The sequence below is a fragment of the Streptomyces sp. NPDC053432 genome (assembly GCF_055585365.1).
In genome coordinates, this window is the sequence record NZ_JBVJKF010000007.1 from 124,882 (window position 1) to 151,147 (window position 26,266).

26 protein-coding genes are annotated in these 26,266 nt (G+C 71.7%); 16 read left to right on the top strand and 10 right to left on the bottom strand.

Annotated elements, in window-relative coordinates; genetic code table 11:
* Positions 1-23 precede the first annotated feature (23 nt).
* The 4 genes from ACZ6Y1_RS14355 to ACZ6Y1_RS14370 all read left to right on the top strand — a co-directional run bounded on the left by ACZ6Y1_RS14355 (position 24) and on the right by ACZ6Y1_RS14370 (position 4,049).
* On the top strand, positions 24-1,307 hold the full coding sequence (locus ACZ6Y1_RS14355) for an NAD(P)-binding domain-containing protein (protein WP_469627809.1): 1,284 nt from the start codon (positions 24-26) through the stop codon (positions 1,305-1,307).
* Between the two features lie 31 nt (positions 1,308-1,338).
* Positions 1,339-1,674 carry a hypothetical protein gene (locus tag ACZ6Y1_RS14360; RefSeq protein WP_469627812.1) on the top strand — a complete coding sequence of 112 codons (336 nt, stop codon included), beginning with the start codon at positions 1,339-1,341 and terminating at the stop codon, positions 1,672-1,674.
* Positions 1,675-1,686: 12 nt separating this feature from the next.
* Positions 1,687-3,786 (top strand): SpoIIE family protein phosphatase, encoded by a 2,100-nt coding sequence (locus tag ACZ6Y1_RS14365; RefSeq protein WP_469627817.1) that lies wholly within the window; start codon positions 1,687-1,689, stop codon positions 3,784-3,786.
* A gap of 95 nt (positions 3,787-3,881) precedes the next feature.
* Entirely contained in the window at positions 3,882-4,049 is a 168-nt protein-coding gene (locus ACZ6Y1_RS14370; RefSeq protein ID WP_469627820.1) for a hypothetical protein, read from the top strand.
* 52 nt (positions 4,050-4,101) lie between these two features.
* Here ACZ6Y1_RS14370 and ACZ6Y1_RS14375 read toward each other — a convergent pair whose 3' ends face one another.
* A complete protein-coding gene (locus tag ACZ6Y1_RS14375) occupies positions 4,102-4,548 on the bottom strand; it encodes a DUF6299 family protein (protein WP_469627823.1) in 447 nt (148 codons plus the stop codon).
* 155 nt (positions 4,549-4,703) lie between these two features.
* Between ACZ6Y1_RS14375 and ACZ6Y1_RS14380 the strand changes: the two genes are divergently transcribed.
* Together ACZ6Y1_RS14380 and ACZ6Y1_RS14385 are read left to right on the top strand one after the other, a co-directional pair.
* Positions 4,704-5,297: a DUF4352 domain-containing protein gene (locus ACZ6Y1_RS14380; protein WP_469627826.1), complete on the top strand. Its 594-nt coding sequence runs from the start codon at positions 4,704-4,706 to the stop codon at positions 5,295-5,297.
* A gap of 57 nt (positions 5,298-5,354) precedes the next feature.
* Positions 5,355-5,849 carry a DUF5949 family protein gene (locus ACZ6Y1_RS14385; RefSeq protein WP_469627829.1) on the top strand — a complete coding sequence of 165 codons (495 nt, stop codon included), beginning with the start codon at positions 5,355-5,357 and terminating at the stop codon, positions 5,847-5,849.
* Positions 5,850-5,944: 95 nt separating this feature from the next.
* On the opposite strand, the gene ACZ6Y1_RS14390 is transcribed toward ACZ6Y1_RS14385, so the two are convergent.
* Positions 5,945-7,192: a cytochrome P450 gene (locus ACZ6Y1_RS14390; RefSeq protein WP_469627832.1), complete on the bottom strand. Its 1,248-nt coding sequence runs from the start codon at positions 7,190-7,192 to the stop codon at positions 5,945-5,947.
* Positions 7,193-7,519: 327 nt separating this feature from the next.
* Positions 7,520-8,686 carry a low temperature requirement protein A gene (locus ACZ6Y1_RS14395; RefSeq protein WP_469627835.1) on the bottom strand — a complete coding sequence of 389 codons (1,167 nt, stop codon included), beginning with the start codon at positions 8,684-8,686 and terminating at the stop codon, positions 7,520-7,522.
* Positions 8,687-8,961: 275 nt separating this feature from the next.
* Here ACZ6Y1_RS14395 and ACZ6Y1_RS14400 point away from each other — a divergent pair, with 275 nt between their 5' ends.
* The 10 genes from ACZ6Y1_RS14400 (at position 8,962) to ACZ6Y1_RS14445 (ending at position 20,903) form a co-directional block, all read left to right on the top strand.
* On the top strand, positions 8,962-10,371 hold the full coding sequence (locus tag ACZ6Y1_RS14400) for a NarK family nitrate/nitrite MFS transporter (RefSeq protein ID WP_469627838.1): 1,410 nt from the start codon (positions 8,962-8,964) through the stop codon (positions 10,369-10,371).
* A 383-nt stretch (positions 10,372-10,754) separates the two neighbouring features.
* Positions 10,755-13,025 carry a formate C-acetyltransferase gene (gene pflB / locus ACZ6Y1_RS14405; protein ID WP_469627843.1) on the top strand — a complete coding sequence of 757 codons (2,271 nt, stop codon included), beginning with the start codon at positions 10,755-10,757 and terminating at the stop codon, positions 13,023-13,025.
* A gap of 185 nt (positions 13,026-13,210) precedes the next feature.
* Entirely contained in the window at positions 13,211-14,038 is an 828-nt protein-coding gene (gene pflA, locus ACZ6Y1_RS14410) for a pyruvate formate-lyase-activating protein (protein WP_469627845.1), read from the top strand.
* A gap of 67 nt (positions 14,039-14,105) precedes the next feature.
* Positions 14,106-15,212: an MFS transporter gene (locus tag ACZ6Y1_RS14415; RefSeq protein ID WP_469627848.1), complete on the top strand. Its 1,107-nt coding sequence runs from the start codon at positions 14,106-14,108 to the stop codon at positions 15,210-15,212.
* Positions 15,209-17,527, top strand: a complete 2,319-nt coding sequence (locus ACZ6Y1_RS14420) for a molybdopterin oxidoreductase family protein (protein WP_469627851.1) — start codon at positions 15,209-15,211, stop codon at positions 17,525-17,527. The genes ACZ6Y1_RS14415 and ACZ6Y1_RS14420 overlap by 4 nt, the downstream gene beginning before the upstream one ends.
* A gap of 6 nt (positions 17,528-17,533) precedes the next feature.
* Complete coding sequence (locus ACZ6Y1_RS14425) at positions 17,534-18,196, top strand: 4Fe-4S dicluster domain-containing protein (RefSeq protein WP_469627854.1); 663 nt, start codon at positions 17,534-17,536, stop codon at positions 18,194-18,196.
* Positions 18,193-18,852: a QcrA and Rieske domain-containing protein gene (locus ACZ6Y1_RS14430; RefSeq protein ID WP_469627857.1), complete on the top strand. Its 660-nt coding sequence runs from the start codon at positions 18,193-18,195 to the stop codon at positions 18,850-18,852. Before ACZ6Y1_RS14425 ends, ACZ6Y1_RS14430 begins: the two co-directional genes overlap by 4 nt.
* Complete coding sequence (locus ACZ6Y1_RS14435; RefSeq protein WP_469627860.1) at positions 18,849-19,217, top strand: hypothetical protein; 369 nt, start codon at positions 18,849-18,851, stop codon at positions 19,215-19,217. The genes ACZ6Y1_RS14430 and ACZ6Y1_RS14435 overlap by 4 nt, the downstream gene beginning before the upstream one ends.
* Before the next feature lie 2 nt (positions 19,218-19,219).
* Entirely contained in the window at positions 19,220-20,647 is a 1,428-nt protein-coding gene (locus ACZ6Y1_RS14440; RefSeq protein ID WP_469627863.1) for a NarK family nitrate/nitrite MFS transporter, read from the top strand.
* Positions 20,648-20,684: 37 nt separating this feature from the next.
* Positions 20,685-20,903: a hypothetical protein gene (locus ACZ6Y1_RS14445; RefSeq protein ID WP_469627866.1), complete on the top strand. Its 219-nt coding sequence runs from the start codon at positions 20,685-20,687 to the stop codon at positions 20,901-20,903.
* A gap of 13 nt (positions 20,904-20,916) precedes the next feature.
* Here ACZ6Y1_RS14445 and mscL read toward each other — a convergent pair whose 3' ends face one another.
* From mscL to ACZ6Y1_RS14480, 7 genes are all read right to left on the bottom strand, one after another.
* The gene (mscL, locus tag ACZ6Y1_RS14450; RefSeq protein WP_469627869.1) at positions 20,917-21,423 is read right to left on the bottom strand and encodes a large conductance mechanosensitive channel protein MscL; all 507 of its coding nucleotides are present in this window, start codon (positions 21,421-21,423) and stop codon (positions 20,917-20,919) included.
* A gap of 120 nt (positions 21,424-21,543) precedes the next feature.
* Positions 21,544-22,086 (bottom strand): hypothetical protein, encoded by a 543-nt coding sequence (locus ACZ6Y1_RS14455; protein ID WP_469627872.1) that lies wholly within the window; start codon positions 22,084-22,086, stop codon positions 21,544-21,546.
* A gap of 129 nt (positions 22,087-22,215) precedes the next feature.
* A complete protein-coding gene (locus ACZ6Y1_RS14460; protein ID WP_469627874.1) occupies positions 22,216-22,770 on the bottom strand; it encodes a carboxymuconolactone decarboxylase family protein in 555 nt (184 codons plus the stop codon).
* Between the two features lie 130 nt (positions 22,771-22,900).
* A complete protein-coding gene (locus ACZ6Y1_RS14465; RefSeq protein WP_469627879.1) occupies positions 22,901-23,368 on the bottom strand; it encodes a hypothetical protein in 468 nt (155 codons plus the stop codon).
* A 43-nt stretch (positions 23,369-23,411) separates the two neighbouring features.
* Positions 23,412-24,245 (bottom strand): S-methyl-5'-thioadenosine phosphorylase, encoded by an 834-nt coding sequence (locus ACZ6Y1_RS14470; RefSeq protein ID WP_469627882.1) that lies wholly within the window; start codon positions 24,243-24,245, stop codon positions 23,412-23,414.
* 90 nt (positions 24,246-24,335) lie between these two features.
* On the bottom strand, positions 24,336-24,656 hold the full coding sequence (locus tag ACZ6Y1_RS14475) for an FmdB family zinc ribbon protein (protein ID WP_469627885.1): 321 nt from the start codon (positions 24,654-24,656) through the stop codon (positions 24,336-24,338).
* 67 nt (positions 24,657-24,723) lie between these two features.
* Complete coding sequence (locus tag ACZ6Y1_RS14480) at positions 24,724-26,046, bottom strand: MFS transporter (protein WP_469627888.1); 1,323 nt, start codon at positions 26,044-26,046, stop codon at positions 24,724-24,726.
* Positions 26,047-26,266 lie beyond the last annotated feature (220 nt).

Sequence of the window (26,266 nt, forward strand, 5' to 3'; positions counted from 1 at the left end):
CGGGCGGAAGGGAAGGAACGGGCATGACGCGGACCGACGATCTCGTGGTGGTCGGCGCGGGACCGTACGGGCTGTCGGTCGCCGCCCACGCGGCCGGCGCGGGGCTCGACGTACGGCTGCTCGGCCGTCCCATGGCCTCCTGGCGCGACCACATGCCCGAGGGGATGTACCTGAAGTCGGAGCCCTGGTCCTCCAACCTCTCCGCACCCGGCGGCGGACACACCCTGGCCGACTACTGCGCCACCCGCGGCCTGCGCGCGGAACACGGCACTCCGCTGCCGATCGGCACGTTCAGCTCGTACGGGATGTGGTTCGCCCGGCACGCCGCGCCCGAGGTGGAGGAGGTGACCGTCACGGAGGTGACCCCCGAGGGCGACGGTTTCCGCGTCCGCACCGCCGAGGGGCCGCAGCTGCTCGCCCGTACGGTGGCCCTCGCGGTCGGGGTCATGCCGTTCGCGCACGTCCCCGCGGCCCTGCGGGGGCTCCCGACCGGCCACTGCTCGCACAGCAGCGGCCACCGGGACCTGGCCGTATTCGCGGGGCAGGAGGTCGCCGTGCTCGGGGCGGGGCAGGCGGCGCTGGAGACCGCCGCGCTGCTGGCCGAGCGGGGTGCCCGGCCGTGCCTGGTCGCCCGGCGCTCCCGGCTGAACTGGAACAGCGTGCCGCAGCCCCTGAGCCGGCCCGCGCTGCGCGCCCTGCGAGAGCCCCACAGCGGTCTCGGCACGGGCTGGCGCAGCTGGGCGTGGTCGGAGCTGCCCTGGGCGGTGCGCGGGCTCCCCGCGCGGCGCAGGGAGCGGATCGCCGCGACCGCGCTGGGGCCGGCCGGCGCGTGGTGGCTGCGCGAGCGGTTCGAGCGGCGGGTGCCGGTGATGCTCGGGCACCGGCTGCACCGGGCGGCGGCCGTGGGCGGGCGGACCAGGCTCGGCCTGACCGACCGGTCCGGTGAACCGGTCGTCCTGGACACGGAGCACGTCATCGCGGCCACCGGGTTCACCCCGGACCTGGCCCGGCTGGAGCTGCTCGACGCGGGGCTGCGGGCCTCGCTGGCGACCGTGGGGCGGACCGGGACGCCGGAGCTCGGCCCCGGGTTCGAGTCCTCGTGGCCCGGGCTGTTCTTCGCGGGACTGCTGACCGCTCCCTCATTCGGCCCTTCCATGCGATTCGTGCACGGTGCGGGCTTCACGGCGGGGAGACTGGTGAGAGGAGTCCGAAAGCGCCTCGGCGCCGGAGGCCCGCTGTCGGGCGTGCGGACGATCGTCGCGCCCCGCCGGGCCGCCGCCGGGTCGCCGAGGTCGTATCTGCGGTGAGTGACGGAACTGCGGGTGAGAGAGGTCTGCGATGAGCGCGGAGCGAGCACAGGGCCGTGGCTGGGTGCGGATCCCCGCCAGCCGCGGGGAACAGCCCGCGGCGGCCAGGACCGCCGGGTACGACCCGGCCCGCGGGCCGGCCGGGAACCCGGGGCCGACCTCGCACCGGGGGCCGTCGGAACCGTCGTACGGGGCCGGATACGGGGCCGCGTACGGCTCGGGCCACCAGGCGGGGCAGGCCCCCGACCACGCCACGATCTACCTCACCCTCGTCAAGCGCTGGCGGGAGGCCGGGCGCACTCTTCCGGGGCATCCTGACGAGGAGTGGGAGCGGCTCATCTCCCAGCCGTGCTGGCCCGTCCGTTAGGTGGTGTGAAGCGTGGCAGCGGCGGAGCAGGACGGACCCGGGCGGGCCCGGCGGCCCGACGGAGGCCCCCCGGCGACCGGGCCGGGTGAGCGGCTCGCGCTGAACGGCATGGGCAGCTTCGAGTGGGACCTGGACGCGGGGACGATGGTGCTCGACGAGGCGGGCATGGCCGTCGTCGACGTGACGCCGGAGGAGTTCGACGGCACGCCGGAGGGGCTCGGGGTGCGGATCCCGCCCGAGGACGGCGCCCGGCTGAACGAGAGCGTGGCCTCCGTCCTCGACGCCGGCGGGGACACGTACGGCGCGTACTTCACGGTGCGCAGGCGCGACGGCACCGACCAGTGGACCCACACCCAGGGCCGGGTGCTGCGCGACCCCGACGGGCGGCCGCACCGGATCGTGGGGATCGTCCGGGACGCCACGCCGGAGCTGGCCCACGCCACCCTGCTGCGCAAGCTGGAGACGGCGCGGGCCCAGCAGACCACGATCGTGCAGCGGACCACCGAGGCCCTGTCGCGGGCGGTGACGGTCGACGACGTGACGGCCGCGCTGACCGGGGCCGGCGCCCTGGAGCGGCTCGGTGCGGACGGGCTGGCGCTCGGCCTGGTCGAGGGTGCCTCCATCAAGATCATCGCGCTCAGCGGGGAGACGCTGGAGATCCTCAGCGAGCGGCAGTTCACCCGGCTGGACGGCTCGCTCCCGCTGTCCCAGGCGGTGCTCTCCCGGAAGGCACGTTTCGTCACCTCGCTCACCGAGCTGGGCGGCGAGTTCCCGCTGCTCTCGGAGTACCTCAACCGGATCCACTACGACGCGGCCGCCTACCTGCCGCTCATCGCGCAGGCCAAGGCCATCGGCGGGCTGGTCCTCTTCTACCGGCGGCGCACCGAGTTCAGCCCCGAGGAACGCAATCTGTGCCTGGGTCTCGCGGGAATCGTCGCCCAGTCGCTGCAGCGGGCGCTCCTCTTCGACCAGGAACGGGAGTTCGCCACCGGCCTGCAGGCGGCCATGCTGCCGCGCCGGATCCCCGAGATCTCGGGCGGGGAGATCGCCGTCCGCTACCACTCCGCCTGGAGCGGGCGGGAGGTCGGCGGGGACTGGTACGACGTGATCGCGCTGCCCCGCGACCGGGTCGGCCTCGTCGTCGGGGACGTACAGGGCCACGACACGCACGCCGCGGCCATCATGGGCCAGCTGCGCATCGCCCTGCGGGCGTACGCGGGGGAGGGGCACCCGCCGTCCACGGTGCTGGCTCGGGCCTCGCGCTTCCTCGCCGAACTGGACACCGAGCGCTTCGCGACCTGCATGTACGCGCAGGTGGACCTGGAGACCGGAGGCGTACGGGCGGTCCGAGCGGGCCACCTGGGCCCGCTGATCCGTCACACGGACGGGCGTACCGGCTGGCCCAACGTGCGCGGCGGCCTGCCGCTGGGACTGGCCTCCGTCTTCGAACAGGAGGAGTTCCCCGAGACCCGGCTCGACCTGGTCCCCGGCGAGACCCTCGTGCTGTGCACCGACGGGCTCGTGGAGGAGCCGGGCACCGCCATCACCCAGGGCATGGATGCCCTCGCCCACGCGGTGCGCAGCGGCCCGCAGGAGGCCGGGGCGCTCGCGGACCACCTCTCCGACCGGCTCTGGGAGCGCTGGGGCTCCGGGGACGACGTGGCCCTGCTGGTGCTGCGCCGCGCCCCCGACCCGGGCACGCACCGGGCCCCGCGCATCCACCAGTACGTCCACCAGGCGGACCCGGAGGGCCTGTCGGAGGCCCGCTACGCGCTGCGGCAGGCCCTGCGCGACTGGGGGATGCCGGAGCTCGCCGACGACGTGGAGCTGGCGGCCGGGGAGCTGCTGGTCAACGCCCTGCTGCACACCGACGGCGGAGCGGTGCTGACCATGGAGGTGCTGCCGGAGCCGGTCCGGCGGATCCGGCTGTGGGTCAAGGACCGCTCCAGCGTGTGGCCGCGCCGGCGCTCCCCGGGCGAGGCGGCCACCACGGGGCGCGGGCTGCTGCTGGTGGACGCGCTGGCCACGCACTGGGGTGTGGAGTCCCGGGGTGAGGGCAAGGCCGTGTGGTGCGAGTTCGACGCGAACGGCAGCCCCCGGAGCGTGGGGTGACCGCCCGGTCACGTCGAGTTGTGGAGCGCCGGGGGTGGGGTGATGATGCGGTCCATGACAGCTTTTGTGGGCGACCGGCTCCGCGGGACCACGCCGTGCGCGGGCTGAGCAAGGGAGCGGTCACGGGCATCCTCGCCCTGATCCTCCTCGCCGCCGGGGTGCCGACGGTCGTGGACCGGGCGGCGGGGCGGTCGCACGCGGACCCCGGATGCCAGTCGGTGGCGTTCATGTCGATGACCGGTGTGGCGCCCGAGTGCCGGTAGCGGCGGCTACCGGACCACTCGACGGGCACGGCCCGGGCCCTCCCGCGCGTCCTCAGCGGCGCTCGACCAGCCGGACGTCCCGGACGTCCTGGGCGACCGTGACGACCGACCGCGGCATCAGGCCGGAGAAGGTGATCTCGTTGAGGCGGGCGTCGGCCTGCGCCGCGCCCGGGTGGACGCCCGGGGTGAAGCGGAGCGAGCCGGTGGCCGTCCACGCGTGCTCGGCGCCGTCGCACCGCGCCTCGCCGCCGCCGAACGACAGGCGGGTGCCGTCCTGGACGACGGTCACCGCGATCTGCGGACTCGTCCCCACGGGTGACGCGGTCTCGCAGTGGTAGGTGCCGGAAAGGGTGATCGTGCCGCCCTGGGAAATGTGACCGTACGGCTGTACGGAAATTCCCTGGTTGAAAACGGTCGCACTCGCCTGCGTGGTGAATACGGCGGTGGCCGCAAGGGCCGACAGGGCCGTCAGGGCCAGGCGGGAGCCGTCAATGCGCATTCGTTCCTCCGGGTGGTCGTAGGGGCGGGAATCCGCCGGAACGAATTGTGCTGGCAGCCGGGCGTGCTCACTCGCTCCGCGCACTCGTGTCGGTGTGTGCAATTCCCCGTCGGAGCGCGTGAGACTGGCCGGAATACGCCCCGAAGGGATCCCGCATGCCCCCCTCCCCCCGCCCGCTCCCCGTGTTCGCCGCCACCGCCCTGCCGCTGCTGCTGCTCGGTGCCGCGGGCTGCGACCGCGCTCCCGAGGGGGCGCTCGCCCCGGCCGCCGCGCCCGCGGTCCCGGTGGACGACGGGGTTCCCGGCGCCGCGGGGGCGCCCGTGCGGGCCGGGGCGAACGATGCCCATGTGGGTGACGTGCTGCGGGTGCGCGGGCAGCGGCTCGGCCGCCACCTGGAGGTCGTCCTGGGCGCGTACGTGGACCCGGCGGTCAGCGTGGCGAAGGACTTCGCCCCGGCGCCCGGGAAGCGGTGGGTGGCGGCCTCGATGTCGTTCGTCAGCGTGGGCGGGGACTCGTACGGGGCGCTCGGACGCATGTGGGCGCACGACAGCGCGGGGCAGCGCCATCCGGTGGTGCCCGCCGGTGAACTGACGACGGGCAAACCGCTCGTCTTCGATTCCCTCGCGGTCGGTGAACGGGCCGAGGGATGGGTGGTGTTCGAAGTCCCGGAAAACGCGCGCGTCGACCGGCTCCAGTACTTGGACGCGAACACCCGGTCGAATTCCGGAGAGGGATTCTGGGCGGTCTAGCCCGCCCGGGTGAAAGGCCGTGAAAGGCTCGGTGGCCGGACCACTAGGGTGCGGCGCATGACTTCTACTCAAGCCGAAATCGACCGGACCCAGCTCGGCACCCTTTCCGTGCTCGCCTGGATCGGCGACCCCTCCGAGGCGCACGACATCCCGTACCTTCTCGCCTACACCCTCGGTGACGGCCCGGGCGGCCGGGAAGCCGGGGAGACGGCGGCCCGCGGGCTGCTGGAGGAGATCGGCCTGCCCATCGGAGACGTCGTCATGGACGGCACCCGCAACCCGGCCGGCTTCCCGGTGCAGATCCTGCTGGAGGGCAACCAGATCGCGCTCACCCTGCCCGGGATGAACGCGCGCTGCACCGCCCCCGACGAGTGGGTCGCCGCGGCGGACGAGAGCGGCCAGGCGTACTTCCTCTTCGCCACGCGGGCCTGGCCCGAGGCCGTCCCCGGCCAGCCGGTCTCCCCGGAGACCCTGCAGGCGTTCGCCGGCGACGAGGCGGTGCTCACGGGCAGCGCCCACTGCGTGCTCGCGGTGCGCCGCCTGCAGAAGTAGCCGCGCCGCCGTCGCGGCCGCACGGCACCGTGCTCCGGCCGCCGGGCTCCCAGCCTGCCCGGTGGCCGGCCCCCCCGCCCGCCCCGGGGGCGGCCTCAGGGCCGCTCGAAGGCGAACTTGAGCGAGCGGACCCGGTTGTCGAAGTTCGACCCCGCCAGATCGGGCAGGCCCACCGCGCGCAGCCCGACCGGCCGGGTCAGCAGCTCGTGGAAGAGGGCCCGCATCTCCACCCGGGCCAGGTGCGCGCCCAGACAGAAGTGCGGGCCGCCGCCGCCGAAGCCGAGGTGGGGATTGGGCGAGCGGGTGATGTCGAAGGCGTCCGGGTCGGGGAAGACCGCCTCGTCGCGGTTGGCGGAGGCGTAGTACAGCACCACCTTGTCGCCGGGGCGGAACAGGTGCCCCTCCACGGTGTGTTCGGCCACCACGGTCCGGCGGAACTGGATGATCGGCGTCGAGTGGCGGATCATCTCCTCGACCGCGCCGTCCGCGTACCTGTCGAAGTCCGAGAGCAGCAGATCGCGTTGGTCCGGGTGGTCGGTGAGCAGCGTCAGCCCGTGGGTGATCGCGTTGCGGGTGGTCTCCACCCCGGCGACCATCAGGAGCGAGAAGAACGCGCCGAGTTGCCGGGCGCCGAGGGCCTGGCCGTCCACGTTCGCGCAGACCAGCGCGGAGATCAGGTCGTCCGTGGGGTTCCTGCGGCGCTCGCGCCCGATGCCCGCCACCATCCGCTGCATGCGCGCGAGGGCGCGCAGGCCCCGGCCGGGCATCCGCAGGCGGGAGGCCAGGCCCCGCTCCACGCCGATGTTCTCGGAGGCGTGGTTGACGCGGTCGGCGATCTCGGGGCGGTAGCGCTCCGGGATGCCCATCATGTTGCAGATGACCTCCAGCGGCAGCCGGGAGGCCACCGCCGAGACGAACTCGTCGGGCCGCTCCGCCAGTACGTCGTCCACGATGCGGGCCGCCACGGCGTGGATGTCGGCCTCGGCGGCCGCCAGCAGGCGGGGCGTGAAGGCCCGCTGCACGATCTTGCGGAGCTGGGCGTGTTCCGGGCCGTCCAGGTTGACCATCGAGTCCCCGAACAGGGCGCGGACCCAGCGGGCGGGCTCGGGGGTGGTCACGCCGGGGGCGCTGGCGAACACCTTGGGGAGGCGGCTGGCCTCCTGCACGTGGGCGTGCCGGACGAGGGCCCAGTGGCCGGCCCCTTCGGGGACGAAGACGGGACCGCCGGCCGCACGCAGCCGGGCGAAGGCGGCGAGACGCCGTTCCGGGGGCAGTTGCCAGAACCCAGGCTCGGCCAGTTCCCTGGCGGGGTCTGCGGGGGTGCGCGGTGCGGGGAGTGTCATGGCCTGGAAACGCCGCCGGGGGCGCGGGGGTGACGGCCGGGGCGGCCCCGCTGCCCCTCGGCTCCCGCCCAGGCCCCCGCGGCGGCGGGGGCGCCACTGCCGGGGCGCTGCCCCGCCCCGCGCCTCAAACGCCGGCGGGCTGGAGATCCTTCGGCGGCGCCTCAGACGACGGCGGGGGCGAAAACCAGCCCCTCCGGCGTTTGAGGAGCGGGGTCCGGGGCGGAGCCCCGGGGGTTCTGAGGCGCGCCGGGCAGACGGGCAGCGGTCCGATCCAGCCCTGCCGGCGTTTGAGGCGCGGGTCCGGGCAGAGCCCGGCAACGGGAGCGGTCAACGGGGGGCGGCGGCCTGCCGGGCGGGCCTCGCGGCGAGGACCAGGCCCACGGCGACCGTCGCCGCGCAGACGACCCCCGCGTAGAGGACCGCGTACGCACCCGCCCACGTGCACGCCAGGACGGCCACGGCAGCCACCGGCAGGGTCAGTTGCTGCGCCACCCCCCGCTTGAAGTGGCGGGAGTGCAGGAGCCAGACCATCAGCAGGAACCCCGCACTCGGCACCGTCACGGCGGCGTTCGCGGCGGCCTGCGAGATGTGCGCCGCACCCACCGCGTGCTCGACCGCCACCTCGATGCCCGCCCCGATCGCCGCGCCCGAGGCGAAGATCAGCAGGTGGCCGTACCCCCACGGGATCGCCTCCCGGTTGGTGTTCAGCCGTTCGTGCATCGGCACCGCGAAGTAGATCCACCACGCCGCGAAGACGATCAGGAGCCCGCCGCCGGCGATCGGCAGCAGCAGGCCCACCGCCTCGTGCTCGTCGAGCGCCGACTTCACCGCGACCGTGGCCGCCGCGATCGTCTCGCCCAGCACGATGATGGTGAACAGGCCGTACCGCTCCACGATGTGGTGCGCGTGCCACGAGGTCTGGTGGTTTCGCTCCGCGATCGCCGGGACGAGCAGCTCGGCGACGACCAGGACCAGGAACAGCCAGCGCTTGGCGCCCTCGGGCGCGAACAGCAGCGCCACCCAGCCCACCTGGCAGATCACCAGCCCGGCCGCGTACGTCAGCGCGGAGGTCCTCGCCGCGCCCTGCTCGCCGGCCGCGGCCCGCAGCCACTGGGCGGTCAGCGCGACGCGCATGATGATGTAGCCGATGACGGGGACCGTCCAGTCGTTCTCGTCGAAGGCCCGGCTCACCCCCGCCGCGTAGACCAGTACGCCGACGATCTGGACGAACGTCGCGAGCCGGTACGGGACGTCGTCGACGTCGTAGGCGGAGGCGAACCACGTGAAGTTCATCCACGCCCACCACACGCCGAAGAAGACGAAGAAGTAGCCGGTCACCCCCGCCCCCGGATGCCCCTCCGCCAGCGCGTGCACCAGCCGGGCGCCGGCCTGCGCGATGGCGACGACGAAGCAGAGGTCGAAGAACAGTTCCAGCGGGGTGGATGCGCGGTGGAGCTCGTCGCGCCGGCGGGCGGTCATCGTCAGGTAGGCCATACCGCCCAGCAGAGCAGACGGGCGCCCGTTCAGCAGACCGGACGCGCAGCCCGCACCGCCCGCGTGCCCCGGGCGGACTCTCCCCCGGACACCGCTGGGAGGTACCGCACCGAGGCCCGCGGCCGGGAGGAGCCCGCGCCCGCCGACCGACGAACGCACTGTGGGCGGCGGGACCTTGTCCCGTCACCCACAGTGCGTTCTCCTCTGCCGCGAGGTGCCCGTCGAACCGGAACCTGGATAGGCAAGGACACCCCTCGACACCTGAGGACGAAGCCATGAGTTCCGCCACGCAGGAAGCGGTACGGCCGCAGCTCGCCGATCCGGAGCAGTACCGTCCGGGCCGCACGATCACGGACTGGACGCCGGAGGACCCCTCCTTCTGGCGGACCACGGGGAAGAAGGTGGCCACCCGCAACCTGTGGATCGCCGTGCCCGCCCTGCTGGTGGCGTTCGTCGTCTGGCAGGTCTGGAGCATCACGGCGACGAACCTGAAGGACGTCGGCTTCGGCTTCAGCCAGTCCCAGCTGTTCTGGCTCACGGCCGTGCCCGGCATCACCGGCGGAACGGCCCGAATCCTCTACACCTTCCTCGGCCCGATGATCGGCCAGCGCCGCTTCACCGCGCTCTCCACGGTCGTGCTGATCGTGCCGCTGCTGTGGCTGGGCTTCGCGGTGCAGGACCCGTCGACCTCGTACACGACGATGGTCGCGATCGCCGCGCTGTGCGGCATCGGCGGCGCGAACTTCTCCTCCTCGCTCGCCAACATCGGCTTCTTCTACCCGAAGCAGGAGAAGGGCAACGCGACCGGGATCAACGGCGGTCTGGGCAACCTGGGCGTCTCCGTCGTCCAGCTCCTCACCCCGATCCTGATCACGTCCTCGGTCCTCGCGATCGGCGCGGGCCAGAGGAAGGCGGACGGCTCGGAGATCTACCTCCAGAACGCGGCCTTCGTGTGGGTACCGGTGCTGGTGGTGCTCGCCGCGGTGGCCTGGTTCGGGCAGAACGACCTGAAGGTGGCCTCCACCCCCTTCAGCCAGCAGAAGATCATCTTCAGGCGCAAGCACAACTGGCTGATGACCTGGCTCTACGTCGGCACGTTCGGCTCCTTCATCGGCTTCGCGGCGGCGCTGCCGCTGCTCATCAAGACCACTTTTCCCGCGTACTCGGTGGCGACCTACGCCTGGATGGGCCCGGCCCTGGGCGCGCTGGCCCGCTGGGCGGGGGGCTGGATCGCGGACAAGCTGGGCGGTGCGCGGGTGACGATCCTGTCCTTCACGGGCATGGCGGCCTCGATCATCGGCGTGATCACCTTCCTCCCCTCGGGGTCGGACACCGGCTCCTTCTACGGCTTCTTCCTCTGCTTCCTGTCGGCGTTCTTCTTCTCGGGCATCGGCAACGGCTCGACCTTCCGGCAGATCCCGGTGATCTTCCGGGGCCAGCACCTGAAGGGCCTGACGGAGGGCACCCCGCAGTACGCGGCCGCGCTGAAGCAGGCCGAGATCGAGTCGGGCGCGGTGACGGGCTTCACCGCCGCGATCGCCGCCTACGGCTTCTTCTTCATCCCGGCGATGTTCGCCAACTTCGCTGTGACGAGCGCGATGTGGGGCTTCGTGGCCTTCTACGCCTCCTGCGTGGTCGTGGCCTGGTGGTTCTATGCCCGCCGAGGTGCCGAGGCTCCGAGCTGAGCCCCCGGCCCGCCTCCTGGGGCTCCGCCCCGATCCCCCGTGCCTCGAACGCCGGCGGGGCTGAAAACTCAGCCCCGCCGGCGTTCGAGGCACGGGGGATCGGGGGCTGGCTCCCGCAGCGGAGCCGCAGGGGAATTCCGCAGCGTGCCCCGTCGGCGCCCGGCCTGGTCGCCCTGCCGCTGCGAGATTCTTGTGAAGCTTTTCACAAGTGCACGATGGCCTTTTGGCGCGCGCGAAATGCCAGGTCAGGTCGGTGTCGGTGCCCGCCGGGCGGCAAACGGCGGGACCTTTGGGCCCCAGCTCAGGACCAACGCGGAGGCAAATGATCGATCAAAAGGCGTGCAATGGATACAAGCAACGAGGCGACTGGGAAGGTGCGGGCGATGACTGTCACCCCTGCGGAGACCACGAGGAACGGCAAGGCCTGGGAGGGCTTCAAGGGCGGACTGTGGCGAGACGCCATCGACGTCCGCGACTTCATCCAGCAGAACTACACGCCGTACGAGGGCGACGACTCCTTCCTCGCCGGTCCCACCGAGCGCACCACCGCCGTGTGGAAGTCGATCACCGACAAGTTCCCGGAGGAGCGCGAGAAGGGCGTCTACGACATCGCCCACGACATCCCGTCGACGATCACCGCGCACGCCCCCGGCTGGATCGACCGCGACAAGGACCTGATCGTCGGCCTCCAGACGGACGCCCCGCTCAAGCGCTCGATCATGCCCTACGGCGGCTGGCGCATGGTCGCCGGAGCCCTGGAGACCTACGGCTACCCGGTCTCCCCGGAGCTGGAGAAGGTCTTCACGGAGTACCGCAAGACCCACAACGCCGGTGTCTTCGACGCCTACACCCCCGACATCCGCGCCGCCCGCAAGGCCGGCGTCGTGACCGGCCTGCCGGACGCCTACGGCCGCGGCCGCATCATCGGCGACTACCGCCGCGTGGCCCTCTACGGCGTCGACCGCCTGATCTCCTTCAAGAAGGAGGAGAAGGAGGAGCTGAACTGCCTCCCGGCCGGCGACCGTTCGCTGGAGGAGACGATCAGGCTGCGCGAGGAGCTCGCCGAGCAGATCCGCGCACTCGTCGAACTCAAGGCAATGGCGGCCTCCTACGGCCACGACATCTCCGGCCCGGCCACCACCGGCCGCGAGGCGATCCAGTGGCTGTACTTCGCGTACCTGGCCGCCGTGAAGGAGCAGAACGGCGCGGCCATGTCGCTCGGCCGCACCTCCACCTTCATCGACGTCTACCTCCAGCGCGACCTGGAGGCCGGCCGCCTCACCGAGGAGCAGGCCCAGGAACTCGTCGACGACTTCATCATCAAGCTCCGCATCGTCCGCTTCCTGCGCACCCCGGAGTACGACGAGCTGTTCTCCGGGGATCCGGCCTGGGTCACCGAGTCGATCGCCGGCATGGGCGAGGACGGCCGTCCGCTGGTCACCAAGACCTCCTTCCGCTACCTCCAGACCCTCTACAACCTCGGCCCGGCCCCCGAGCCGAACATGACGGTCTTCTGGTCGCCGCGGCTGCCGCAGGGCTTCAAGGAGTTCTGCGCGCGCGTCTCGATCGACACCTCCTCGGTGCAGTACGAGTCCGACGAGCTGATGCGTCCGCGCTTCGGCGACGACACCGCCATCGCGTGCTGCGTCTCCGCGATGCCGGTCGGCAAGCAGATGCAGTTCTTCGGCGCCCGCGTGAACCTCGCCAAGACCCTCCTCTACGCGATCAACGGAGGCCGCGACGAGAAGTCCGGCGTCCAGGTCGGCCCGGACACCGGCGCCCTCACCGCCGAGGTGCTGGACTACAACGAGGTCATGGCCAGGTTCGACCAGCAGATGGAATGGCTCGCCGCGACCTACGTCCACGCCCTGAACGTCATCCACTACATGCACGACAAGTACGCCTACGAGCGCATCGAGATGGCCCTGCACGACCGCGACGTGCGCCGCACCATGGCCTGCGGCATCGCGGGCCTCTCGGTCGCCGCGGACTCGCTGTCCGCCATCAAGCACGCCAAGGTCACCGCCGTGCGCGACGAGACGGGGCTCGTCACCGACTACGTCGTCGAGGGCGACTACCCCGCGTTCGGGAACAACGACGACCGCGTCGACGGCATCGCCGTGTGGCTGGTCGAGGAGTTCATGAAAAAGGTGCGGAGGCACCCGGCCTACCGGGACGCGGAGCACACCCAGTCCGTGCTGACGATCACGTCGAACGTGGTCTACGGCAAGAAGACCGGCAACACTCCCGACGGGCGCCGCGCCGGCGAGCCCTTCTCCCCGGGCGCCAACCCGATGAACGGCCGCGACACCCACGGCTACATCACCTCGGCGCTGTCGGTGGCCAAGCTCCCCTACGAGGACGCCGAGGACGGTATCTCGCTGACCAACACCGTCACCCCCGACGGCCTGGGCCGTACCCCCGAGGAGCGGATCAAGAACCTGGCGGGCGTGCTCGACGGCTACATGGCCGTCGACGGCTTCCACATGAACGTGAACGTCCTCAACCGCGACACGCTCATGGACGCCATGGAGCACCCGGAGAACTACCCGCAGCTGACCATCCGCGTCAGCGGCTACGCGGTCAACTTCGTCCGCCTCACGCGGGACCAGCAGCTCGACGTGCTGAACCGCACCTTCCACGGCTCGCTGTAAGGAGCCGCCGGACGCGCCCCGGGGGCCGGGCCCTCACCAGGCCCCCGGGACCGCGCGACCCATCGGAAACCGGCACACCGGCACACCGGCACACCGGCACACCGGCACACCGGCACACCGGCACACCGGCACACCGGCACACCGGCACACCGGTCCGACACCGGATCACCTCTGGAGCACCTGCCATGACCGTCCTCTTCGGTACGAGCATCCCCGTCGGCCGGGCCGCGGCCGTCGCCGTCAGCGCCGGGCAGACCCCGGCCGCCGCCGCGACGCAGCGGCCCAGCGAGGGTTCCGTGCACTCCTGGGACCTCTCCACCGGGGTGGACGGCCCGGGGACCCGCTTCGTGACCTTCCTCGCCGGGTGCCCGCTGACCTGTCTGTACTGCCACAACCCCGACACCATGAGGATGCGGGCCGGCAGGCGCACCTCGGCCGACGACGTCATCGCCGAGGCCCGCAAGTACACGCGGTTCATCGCGGCCGCGGGCGGCGGGGCCACCGTCTCCGGCGGCGAGCCGCTGCTCCAGCCCGTCTTCGCGGGCGAACTGCTGCACCGGATGAAGCACGACCTCGGCCTGCACACCGCCCTCGACACCTCGGGCTTCCTGGGCGCCCGCGCCACCGACGCGCTGCTGCGCGACGTGGACCTGGTCCTGCTCGACATCAAGTCCTGGGACCGCGAGACGTACGAGCGCCTCACCAGCCGCCCGCTGGAGCCCACCCTGCACTTCGCCCGCCGCCTCGCGGACCTGGGCAAGGAGGTGCACCTGCGGTTCGTGCTGGTGCCCGGGCTGACCGACGCCCGCGAGAACGTCGAGGGCGTCGCCGCCTTCGCCGGCACCCTCGGCAACGTCTCGCGGGTCGACGTCCTGCCCTTCCACAAGCTGGGGGAGAGCAAGTGGGAAGCCCTGGACATGAAGTTCACCCTGCACGACACCCCCTCGCCCACGCCGGAGCAGGTGGCCGAGGCCAAGGCGGTCTTCGCCGCTCAGGGCTTGAAGGCCGTCTGACCCGTTCAGCCCAATAGTAAATGCCGCATAACGGGCCTAATCGGTACAGACCACTTAGCGTGGTGCTGTGTCCGAGCCCACCGAAGTCCTCACCGAAACCCCGCCGCCGGAGCCCCCGGCCCAGCCACCCCAGAGCCCGTCACCGGCCGGGCAACCCGTCGCCGTACGGGCCACCCTGGCCGGTGTCGTCGTCTCGCTGCTGCTCATCGCCGCGATCGTGCTCGGCAGCCGCTTCCTGCGCGACTTCGACTCGGCGCTGTTGCCGTACGCGGTCGCCACCGTGTTCCTCGCCTTCGGCGTGGCCTACCGGTACACCGTGTGGGTCTCCGCACCCGGCGCGCGCCGCCTCTTCAAGAAGGGGTTCGGCAGCTTCTTCTCCGTCGATAACTTCCGCAAGGCGCCCACCGCACTGCCGAAGATGATCGCCACCTACCTGGGCTTCCAGAAGTTCCTCGGCGCCCGCTCACGCTCACGCTGGGCCGCCCACCAGCTCATCTTCTGGGGCTGCGTCCTGGCGGCGCTCATCACCTTCCCGCTGACCTGGGGCTGGTTCACCTTCACCTCGGGCAGCGGCTCCGGGCCGGGCTACGAGATGCGGATCTGGGGGTTCAAGGTCCTCGGCTTCGACTCGCTGAACATCCTGGGCTGGCTGATGTTCCACGGCCTGGACATCGCCGCGGTCCTCGTCATCCCCGGAGCCTCGTACTTCCTGTGGCGCCGGATGAAGGACCGGGGTGCCATCACGGGGCAGCGGTTCGCCTACGACCTGCTGCCGCTGATCTGCCTGATCGTGATCTCCGTGACCGGGCTGCTGCTGACCTTCTCGTCGATCTTCCTGCACGGCGGCGGCTACGAGTTCCTGGCCCTCCTGCACATGGTGTCGGTGGTGTTCACCCTCATCTACATCCCGTTCGGGAAGTTCTTCCACATCGTCCAGCGCCCCGCCGCGGTCGGCATGCAGCTGTTCAAGTACACGGCCCGCCAGGGCGACCAGGTCTTCGCCTGCAAGCGCTGCGGGGAGCCCGTCGACACCACCCCGTACGTCGAGAACCTGCGCGGCACGATGCGGGACCTGAAGCTCGACTTCGACTCCTGGGCCGAATACTGCCCGCGCTGCAAACGGGTCCTGCGCGGCAACGCCTACCTGAACCACGTCAAGAAGGGCTTCAAGTGACCGCGACGGACCCCGCCCGGACTGGCCCGCTGCCCATCGACCCCTCCATCGCCCCTCCCGGCACCCGCAACTTCCGTGACGCGGGCGGCATCCCCGCCGACCAGTGGCACGCCGACCAGAACGGCGAGACCCTCGTCCCCACCCACTGCTGCTTCTGCGGCGTGCAGTGCGGGATGTACCTGCGCGTGGACCGGGGCGGCAAGGTCTTCGGCGTCGAGCCCCGCAACCACGACATCAACCGGATGCGGCTGTGCCCCAAGGGCATCAACGCCTACCAGCAGGTCAACCACCCCGACCGGCTCACGAGCCCGCTGCTGCGCCGCTCCCGGGACGAGGAGTTCAGGGAGGTCTCCTGGGACGAGGCCCTGGACTTCACCGTCTCCGAGATCCGCCGCATCCAGGGCGCCCACGGCAACGACGCCTTCGGCCTGCTCGGCGGCGCCAGCCTCTATTCCGAGAAGACCTACCTGGTCGGCAAGTTCGCCCGGGTCGCCCTCAAGACCCGGCACGTCGACTACAACGGCCGCCTGTGCATGGTCAGCGCCGCCGGTGCCAACAAGCTGTCCTTCGGCATCGACCGGGCCGCGAACCCCTTTTCCGACATCCTCCTCACCGACTGCCTGCTGATCGCCGGGTCGAACGTGGGGGAGTGCTTCCCCGTGATGACCCAGTACCTCTGGGGCGCCCGGGACCGCGGGGCCTCGCTGATCGTGGTCGATCCGCGCGAGACGGCCATCGCCCGCACCGCCGACGTGCACGTCGCCCTCAAGCCCGGCACCGACTCCGCGTTCTTCAACGCCGTCCTGCACGTGGTCATCGAGGAGGGCCTGACCGACGAGGCCTACCTCGCCGCCCACACCACCGGCTGGGACGAGGTCAAGAAGACCGTCCAGGACTACCCGCCCGCCCGCTCCGCCGCGATCTGCGGGGTCCCCGAGGAGCAGATCGTCCAGGTGGCCCGCATGTTCGGCGGGGCGGAGAAGGCCATGGCCTTCCACGCGCGCGGGGTCGAGCACCACTCGCAGGGCGTCGAGAACTGCCTGACGATCATCAACTTGTGCGTGGCCACCGGGAACCTCGGCAAGCCAGGCGCCGGCTACGGCACCATCACCGGCCAGGGCAACGGCCAGGGCGGCCGCGAGCACGGCCAGAAGGCGGACCTGCTGCCCGGCGGCCGCTCCATCATGAACGAGGAGCACCGCCGCCAGATCTGCCGGATCTGGGGCATCGAGGAGTCCGAACTCCCACCCGCCGGCACCTCCATGATGGAGATGGTCTGGCAGATGCAGCGGCAGGAGATCCGCGGACTGATCGGCATCTGCAACAACCCCTTCGTCTCCCTCCCCAACTACGGCGCGGTCAAGGAGGGCTACGACCGCCTGGAGTTCCACGCCCAGTTCGACTTCTTCCTCTCCGAGACCGCGGCCAACGCGCACGTGGTCTTCCCCGTCACCGTGTGGGCCGAGGACGAGGGCGTCATGGCCAACACCGAGGCCCGCGTCGTCAAGCACAACAAGGCGCAGGAACCGCCCCCCGGAGTGCGCACCGACACCTGGGTGATGTGCGAACTCGCACGGCGTCTCGGCGCCGGGGACAAGTTCGACTTCGCGGGCTCCCGCGAGGTCTTCGAAGAGCTCCGCGTCGCCTCCGCCGGCACGGTCAACGACTACTACGGCATCACCTACGAACGCCTGGAGGAGACCGGCGGCATCATGTGGCCCTGCCCCAGCACCGACCATCCGGGCACTCCCCGGCTGTTCGAGGGCGGCAAGACCTTCCACCCCGACGGGAAGGTCCACATGCAGGTCGTCGAGTGGCACGCGCCGATGGACCCGTACACCGAGGAGTTCCCCCTCTCCCTCACCACCGGCCGTACCGTCGCGCACTTCCTCTCCGGCAACCAGACCCGCCGCCTGGGCGCCCTCGTCGAGCAGACCCCGCGCCCCTGGGTGGAGGTCCACCCCTCGCACGGCTTCCGCAACGGCGACCCGGTCAGGGTGGTCACCCGCCGCGGCAGCGAGGTCTTCCCGGCCCTGGTCACCGAGGCCATCCGGCCGGACACCGTCTTCATCCCCTACCACTGGCCCGTGCCGACGGCCGCGAACGCCCTGACCATCGACGCGCTCGACCCCCGCTCGAAGATCCCCGAGTTCAAGGTCTGCGCCGCCCGGATCGAGGCCGGCGAACAGGTCGACGAGGTGCCCGCGCCGCCCACCGCCCCGGGCCGTGAGGCCTACCCGGAGACCCAGCTCTCCCGCACCGACCCCCTGCCGCCCACGTCGCCGCAGGGCCGTGGCACGGCGGAGAGGAGCTGACTCGCCATGATGGGCCGCACGATCTTCATCGACCCAGGTCGCTGCATCGGCTGCCAGGCCTGCGTCTCCGCCTGCCGCGAATGCGACTCCCACCGCGGCAAGTCGATGATCCACCTGGACTACACCGATCCCGGCATGTCCGTCGCCTCCCTTCCGACCGTCTGCATGCACTGCGAGGACCCGGTCGCACCCTGCGCCGAGGTCTGCCCCGCCGACGCGATCCTGGTGACCGCCGACGGGGTGGTCCAGCAGGCCGACACCACCCGCTGCATCGGCTGCGCCAACTGCGTCAACGCCTGCCCCTTCGGCGTCCCGAAGATCGACCTCCAGGCGAAGCTGCAGATGAAGTGCAACCTCTGCTACGACCGCACCGCCTACGGCCTGGCGCCCATGTGCGCCACCGTCTGCCCCACCGGAGCCCTCTTCTACGGAACCCTCGAAGAGCTCCAGGCCGAGCGCCCCGGCGTGCAGGTCGCCGACTCCTTCGTCTTCGGCGACGTGGTGGTCAGCACCGGCGTGGCGATGGTCGTCCCCGCCGACAAGGTCCAGTGGCCCGTCCCCGGCGGCCTCCCCGTCGTGGAAGTGAACGGAGTGGACGTGGACATGCGCGAAGCGCATTCGCATGAGGATGGCGGCGGGCGACGGGTGGGGGGAGTGGACGTCCGATGAGCGTCACCGAACAGCCCCCTCCGGCCTCCACCCCGGACCCCGACGCCGACGCCGCCGCCGGGCAGCTGCGCGACCGGATCAGCGCCGACTCCCTCACCACCCGGCGCGACTACCTGCGGATCGTCGCGACCGTCTCCGGCGGCCTGGCCGTCGGCGGTGTCGGCGTCGCCGCCGGCATCCTGCACCGGCACGGCGACAGCGAGAAGCTGCCCGAGCCCAAGAAGGTCACCGACCTGCTGGCGCCCGGCCAGTCCGTCGCCTTCCGCTTTCCCGGCGACGAGGACCGGGCCGTCGCCGTCCGGCTCGGTGACGGCACCCTCGTCGGCTACTCCGCCGTCTGCACCCACCTGGCCTGCGCCGTGCTCTGGCGCGAGGACCGCGGGCCCGAGGGGGAGTTGTACTGCCCCTGCCACGAGGGCGTCTTCGACGTGCGCACCGGCGAGGTGGCCGCGGGGCCGCCGCCGCGCCCGCTCCCCAGGATCTTCCTGACCGAGCAGCCCGACGGCAGCGTCTGGGCCATCGGCACCGCCCGGTCGGGCGAGCCGGCCAAGGACGCCCTCTGCCGGCAGTTCGGCGATTCCCACCCCGAGTTCTCGCTGCAACTGCGCTGCCCGGGTTCGGATCGCGCCGCCGAGCCCGAGAGGAAGCGCACATGAGTGCCCCGCAGATCCCTCCGCTTCCGGAGTACCGCCCGGGCAGCGCCCAGCCCCGGCTGAACCGGCCGGTCCGCGACCGGTATCCGCAGATCCGCTCCACCAGCGGCTACGGGGACCCGCGGATCCGGCACACGGGCCCGGGCCCGGGAGCCGGCACCGAGCAGGAGCCGGAGCGGTCCTCGAAGCTCAACGCCCGCCTGGCCCTGGCCCTCACCGTGGTCGTCGGACAGCTCTGGGCGCTGACCGTGACCGTCAACGAGTGGATGAAGGGGAACACCGGAACGGCCTGGTGGGGCGCGGGATTCCTGATCCTGTCCTTCCTCGTCGTCCTCGGACTGTGGCTCCTCGACCCGAAGGACCGATGACCATGTCGATGCCCACGCCCACCCCGTCCGCGGTGCGCTCGCACCGTGCCGAGACCTACAAGCCCGGCGCCACCATCGGCGACTGGCGGCCCGAGGACGACGGCTTCTGGCAGTCCACCGGGCGCAGGGTCGCGCAGCGCAACCTCTGGGTCTCGATCCCCGCTCTGATGCTCGGCTTCGTGGTCTGGCAGGTCTGGTCGGTGACCGTCGTCAAGCTGAACGACGTCGGCTTCGGCTTCTCGAAGTCGCAGCTGTTCTGGCTGACCGCCATCCCCGGGATCACCGGCGGCACCTTCCGGATCCTCTACACCTTCATCGGGCCGATCTTCGGCGAGCGGAAGTTCACCGCCTTCAGCACGCTGATCCTCGTCGTGCCGATGCTGTGGCTCGGCTTCGCGCTCCAGGACAACGGCACCCCCTACTGGGAGCTGGCGCTGATCGCCGCCGTCTGCGGCATCGGCGGTGCGAACTTCGCCTCCTCCATGGCCAACATCGGTTTCTTCTTCCCCAAGCGGGAGAAGGGCAGCGCCAACGGCCTCAACGGCGGGCTCGGCAACCTCGGTGTGAGCGTGGTCCAGCTGGTCGCTCCGCTGGTGGTCACCGCGGCCGTGCTGGGCGCCCCGGCGGGCGGCCCGCAGCACGACGCGAAGAACGACACGGACATCTGGCTGCAGAACGGCGCCTTCCTCTGGGTGCCGCTGCTGGTGATCATGGCCTTGCTCGCCTGGTTCCTGATGAACGACCTCAGGGTGGCCGCGGCGCCCTTCAGTCAGCAGAAGATCATCTTCAGGCGCAAGCACAACTGGCTGATGACCTGGCTCTACGTCGGCACCTTCGGCTCCTTCATCGGCTTCGCCGCCGGCCTGCCCCTCCTGATCAAGAACAACTTCGAGTCGCAGGGCTACCAGGCCACCACCTACGCCTGGATCGGCCCCTTCATCGGCGCGCTCATGCGCTGGGCGGGCGGCTGGCTCGCCGACAGGATCGGCGGCGCGAAGGTCACCATGCTGTCCTTCGTCGGCATGGCCGCGGCCCTGGTCGTGGTGATCTTCGCGCTGCCCTCGGGCGGCGACCAGGGCAGCTTCTGGGCCTTCTTCATCGGCTTCCTCGCGGCCTTCGCCTTCTCCGGCCTCGGCAACGGATCGACCTTCCGGCAGATCCCGGTGATCTTCCGGGACCAGCACATGCGCGAGGCGGAGGGCAAGGGCCCCGAGGCGCAGGCGGCGGCGCTCAAGCAGTCCGAGATGGAGGCGGGCGCCGTCACCGGCTTCTCCTCCGCCATCGCCGCCTACGGCTTCTTCTTCATTCCCGCGATGTTCGCGGCGATGGCCGTCACCAACGCCCTGTGGATGTTCATCGGCTTCTACGCCACGTGCCTGGCGGTGTGCTGGTGGTTCTACGCCCGCAAGGGCGCCGAGGCCCCGAGCTGAGCCGAGCGGGCGCCGGGGGCGGCCGTACCCTGGAGGCATGAGCACCTCCGCCGCCCCCGACCCGCATCCCGAGCCCGCCGCGAAGCCGGAGCCCAGGCCGGAGAGCAGGCCCAGGCCCAGGCTGGTCTTCGACGACCCCCTGGACCAGCAGTCCTCGGACGACACCGACCGCGGCTGGGGCGAGCGGCCCCCCGCCGGCGGAAGCGCGGCCGACCTGGCCCGCTTCCTCGACGAGAAGCCCCCGCACCACATCTGAGCCGCCAGACGGGTCAGAACGCGTCGCGCGACCCCGGAGCGACGGTCGTGCCGTTCGCGCTGCCGCTCCGCTGGGCGACCAGGTTGTCCCGGATCTCCTTGAGGACCTCCAGCTCGGTGATCTCCATGGTCTCCTGGACGCCCTCCCGGGCCTTGCGGCGCTGCTCCTGCTTGGCGAGGTACTTCGCCATCGGCAGGACCATCAGGAAGTACACGACCGCCGCGGTGATCAGGAAGGTCAGCGTGGCGTTCAGCACCGAGCCCCAGAGGATCTCGACGCCCGTGGGCTGCCCGTCCTTCCCGATCTCGCAGGGCGCCTTGATGCAGGTCTTGTAGCCCTCCAGACTCTGCGTCCCGACCGCGCCCACGACCGGGCTGATGATCCCCTTGACGATCGTGTTCACGATGTTCGTGAACGCGGCGCCGATGACCACGGCGACCGCCAGGTCGACCACGTTGCCGCGCATCAGGAAGGCCTTGAAGCCCGCCAGGACGCTCTCCTTCTTCTTCTCGCCCACCACTGAGCCTTTCTTCGAATCTGCCGAACACGGAGTCAACGGTTCCGAAAGCTACGGCAGTCCAGGCCCGGCGTGTCCAATCGACGCCCACTTGGAGGTGACTTGACTGGGCGTGCGTGCGAATCAGCACAACGTCACCGCCAGCCGCGCCACGGAGCCCGCCCCCACGAGGACCCGTGCGGTGTCCCGGGGCACGGACAGGACCACGAGGGCCCCACCGTCCCCGACACCCTGCTCGGGATCGGGCACTTCGGCAACCCGGGCCCCCTCGGCCACCACCCTCGGCGGCCCGGCCCGCTCCGCCGCCACCACGTCGACCCGGTCCCCGGGCCGCAGCAGCCGCACCGTCGCCGCGTCCGCGATGCGCACCGGCGCGGACACCGTCCGCACGGCCGCCGCGGGGGCCGGGGCCGGCGCCTGGGCCTTCACCCCCGCCGGTGCGGCCCCCCGCGAGGCCTGGGCCTCCGCCCCGCCCACGGCCAGGGCCGCCGCCGCGACCGCCAACCCGGCGGCGGCGGCCCGCCGCCGACGCCGCAGGACCCTGCGCAGCCGCTCCCCGCCCCGCCCCACACGGAGCGGGGGGAACTGCGGGACCTTACGCGCGGGGGGACACGCGGAGGAATGGATCGAAGAGGAGGAAGAACTGGGGGAAGCCGTAAGGGACATGAGGAACACCGCCTGACCGGTCGCGTGCCGTGTCCGGACCCTGCGTCCGGACACACCCCACGATCCGGCCTCCCGCCGGATCCCGCTCCGGCCTGTGGACGGCCCCCGCCCTGTGGACGATCCCGTCACTCACACGGGGGAGACCCGGCACTCCTCCGCGAAGCCCTGGCTGGTCAGGCCGAAGGCGCTGTTCACGCGCGAGCGCCAGTTCTCCAGGGCGACCACGGCGGTGAGTTCGACGAACGCCGCCTCGCCGAGCCGCACGATCAGCTCCGCGGCGAGCTCGTCGGTGACCGCCGGCTCGGTCTCCGTCACGGCCTCGGCGTACTCCATGACGAGCGCCTCCAGCGCGCTGAAGGCCCCGCGGTTCTCCCTCCACCGCGGTACCAGCGCGATCTTCTGCGCCGGCAGGCCCTTCTCCTGGCCCTCCCAGTGGCCGAAGTCCATGCACCACGAGCAGTTGATGCGGGCGGCCGAGGCCATCACCGCGAGGTGCTTCAGCCCGGCGTCGAGGGCGTTCCACTTCGCCGCCCGCTGTTCGAGGAGGACGTACGAGAGCAGCACGCGCGAGTTGTGCCCGTACGCCTGGCCGGGGTCGAGCACCTTGCCGTAGGTGCGGCGCGAGTACCAGGCGCCGATGCGCATGAGAAGGGTGCGGGGCGGGGTGAGCGAGATGCGCGGCATGGCTGTCGTCTCCCGGGAAGCGGTGGAAGCGGTGGAAGCGGTGGAAGCGGTGGAAGCGGTCTCGGTGGGTCCTTCATGAGCAAGGACCGGACAGCCCCCCCGGAATGTGACACCCTCCGGGAAAACGTTTCTACGAGACTCCGAGCGCGACGAGGAGCCGGTCGGCGAGGTCCTCCGCGAAGGTCTCCTCGCCGGTGAGCGCGGCCCTGATGCCCGCCGCGTCGGCGGTCAGCCCGGCGGCCGCCGCCCAGGCGAGGGCCCCGGCCACGGCCCCTTCGACCGGGTAGCGGTCGACCGGTATCCCGTAGTCCTCGGCCTTCCTCCGGTTCAGCACGGCCTTCCAGCGGCTCCCGACCGGGGTGACGGCCTCGACGAAGCCGACGTCGCTGTCGAGGTACGCCACCGTGAAGACGGGCTCCCCCGTGCGCCGCGCCACCACGGTGCCGCCACCGGCCGGCCGGTCGGCGAAGGTCACCGCCGCCCACTCGCCGGCCGGTCTCGCACCTGGGTCGATCCCCTCGAACCCGGCCGCCCCGGCGATCCCCAGCAGCTCCGCCGCGGAACAGCGGGCCACGACCATCCCCCCGAAATCTCCCATGGCCGGAGGGTACGGCCCGCGTCCGACACCGGCGTACGAAAGATCAGGGAAGCTCGATCCCCAGGTCCCAGCCGTCGTGGGCGTGGGTGCACAGGCAGTCGCGGGAATCGGTCTCCGGCAGGGCCGCGACCGCGTCGAAGAGGACCTTGCGCAGGCGGCCCACGTTCTCGCCGAACACCCTCAGGACCTCGGTGTGCGAGACGCCCTCACCCGTCTCGGCGCCCGCGTCCAGGTCCGTGACCAGTGCCATCGAGGTGTAGCAGAGGCCCAGCTCACGGGCGAGGATCGCCTCCGGGTGGCCCGTCATGCCGACCACCGACCAGCCCGCCGCCGCGTGCCACCGGGACTCGGCGCGCGTCGAGAAGCGGGGCCCCTCGACCACGACCATGGTGCCGCCGTCCACCGCCTCCCAGCCCTGCTGCCGGGCCGACGCGAGCGCCACGGACCGGCCCACCGGGCAGTACGGGTCGGCGAAGGTGGTGTGCACGACGTTCGGGACGCTGCCGTCGGGCAGGGGCTCCCCGTCGAAGAAGGTCTGGACGCGGGACTTCGTACGGTCGACCAGCTGGTCCGGTACGAGGAGCGTGCCCGGTCCGTACTCGGGCCGCAGGCCGCCCACGGCACACGGGCCGAGCACCTGGCGGACACCGACCGAGCGCAGCGCCCACAGGTTGGCCCGGTAGTTGATCTTGTGCGGCGGGACGGTGTGGGTGCGCCCGTGCCGGGGGAGGAAGGCCACCGTGCGGCCCGCCAGCTCGCCGAGGTAGAGGGAGTCGCTCGGGGGGCCGTACGGGGTGTCCACCTGTATCTCGGAGACGTCCTCCAGGAAGGAGTAGAAGCCCGAGCCGCCGATGACACCGATCTCTGCGTTCGCCATGTACGTCACCCTAACGGGGACCCGCGGGGCATGCCCGAGGCCCCGCTGCCCGGGAAGGGCTGCGGGGCCTGGGAAAAGGCGATGGGACGGTCAGGCCGCCGAGGTGGAGCCGGCGCTGCTGCCCGAGCTCGACGACGTCGAGGAGGCCGAAGCGGCGGGGGCGGCGGCAGCGGTGGACGTCGCGGACGACGTCGTCGACGACGACTTCGTGGCAGGGGTGCTGCTCGAAGAGGCGCCGCGGCTGTCGTTCCGGTAGAAACCGGAGCCCTTGAACACGATGCCGACTGCGGAGAACACCTTCTTCAGGCGTCCGTCGCAGCTCGGGCACACGGTCAGCGCTTCATCGGTGAACTTCTGCACGGCCTCAAGGCCCTCACCGCACTCGGTGCACTGGTACTGGTAGGTCGGCACGAATTTCCTCCTGGCACTCTGACTCAATGAGTGCTAACGACGCTCCATGGTGACGTATTCCGGCGGATCAGTCCACCGTCACCGGCACGCGGTGACCCATCCCACGCTCGTTGCCCGTGTTCCGCACCGCCTTCGGGGCGGCCGGGGCGGACGACTTCACGACCCGGCTGGGGGCCTTCGGGGCCAGCTTCCCGCGCAGCACCAGCAGGGTGGCCAGCGCGAGGGCGGTGGCCGCCGCGGGCACCAGGAAGCCGTACGAGGACCCGTGCGCGTCGGTCAGACGCCCGGCCAGGGTCACGGCACCGGCCTGCCCGAAGGCGACCGCTCCGGTGAGCCAGGTGAAGGCCTCGGTCCGGGAGGCGGCGGGGACCAGCTGCTCGATCATGGTGTAGCCGGTGATCAGCGCCGGGGCGATGCACAGGCCGACGACGAGGCCGAGGGCGCCCAGCAGGACCGCCGAGTGCACGGCCCACAGGACCGAGGCCGCCGCGGTGAGGCCGACGTAGCCGATCATCAGGCGGCGGCGCGGGCCGATCTTCCAGGCGACGGCGCCCATGGCGATGCCGGCGATCATGTTGCCGCCCGCGAAGATGCCGTAGAGCAGGCCGTTGGCGCCCGGGTTGCCGATCTCCTCGGAGAAGGCGGCGACAGAGACGAGCATGCCGCCGAACACGGCGCCGATGCCGATGAAGGCCACGATCAGGACGCGCAGGCCCGCGAAGGACAGGGCGGAGGCGTGCTTCTCGCCGTTCGCCGCGCGGGCGGCCGGCTTCGGCTGGGTGCCGCGCCGGGCGGCGAAGAGCAGACCGCCGACGACCGTCAGCGTCGCCTCGGCGACGAGGCCGGCCGACGGGTGGACCGCGGTGCATAGGAAGGTCGCCAGCACCGGGCCCACCACGAAGGTGAACTCGTCGGTGACGGACTCGAACGCGGCCGCGGTCTGCAGCAGCGGCGAGCCCTCCAGCTTGGCGGCCCAGCGGGCCCGGACCATGGGGCCGACCTGCGGGACGGACGCGCCGGCGGGGATCGCGGCGAGCGCGAGCGCCCACAGCGGTGCGCCGAGCAGGGCGAGCGCGGTCAGGGCGCTGATGGCCGCGGCGTGCGAGAGGACCACCGGGACCAGCACGCGGCTCTGGCCGAGCCGGTCGACCAGCTTGCCCATCTGCGGGGCGAAGAGCGCCATCGAGACGCCGGTGACGGCGGCGACGATGCCGGCGCTGCCGAAGGAGCCGGTGGTGTGCTGGACCAGGAGGACGATGCTCACGGTCAGCATCGCGAAGGGCTGCCGGGCCGCGAAGCCGGGGAGCAGGAAGCTGAGGGCGCCGGGCGTGCGCAGGAGCTGCCCGTAGCCGGGGCGGGCGGACGTGTCGGTCGTGACCGCGGATGTCACGGCCTTGCCTTTCCGCTGCCTGGTAGAGCGTCCCCGTCTGCGGACGGTGTTCCGCCTTGTGAGCGGCCGCACCCGTACATGTGGGAGCCCCGAGAGCTGTCCTCTTGCGCAGAACCGAGTGATACCTGGGCGCCCACTGCGGGAGGGAGCCACGGCCGCTTTGCGGTCGCGCCAGCTCTGCGTCAGGCAGAGTTGGTTCGATGGTTGTGCCTTAATCATA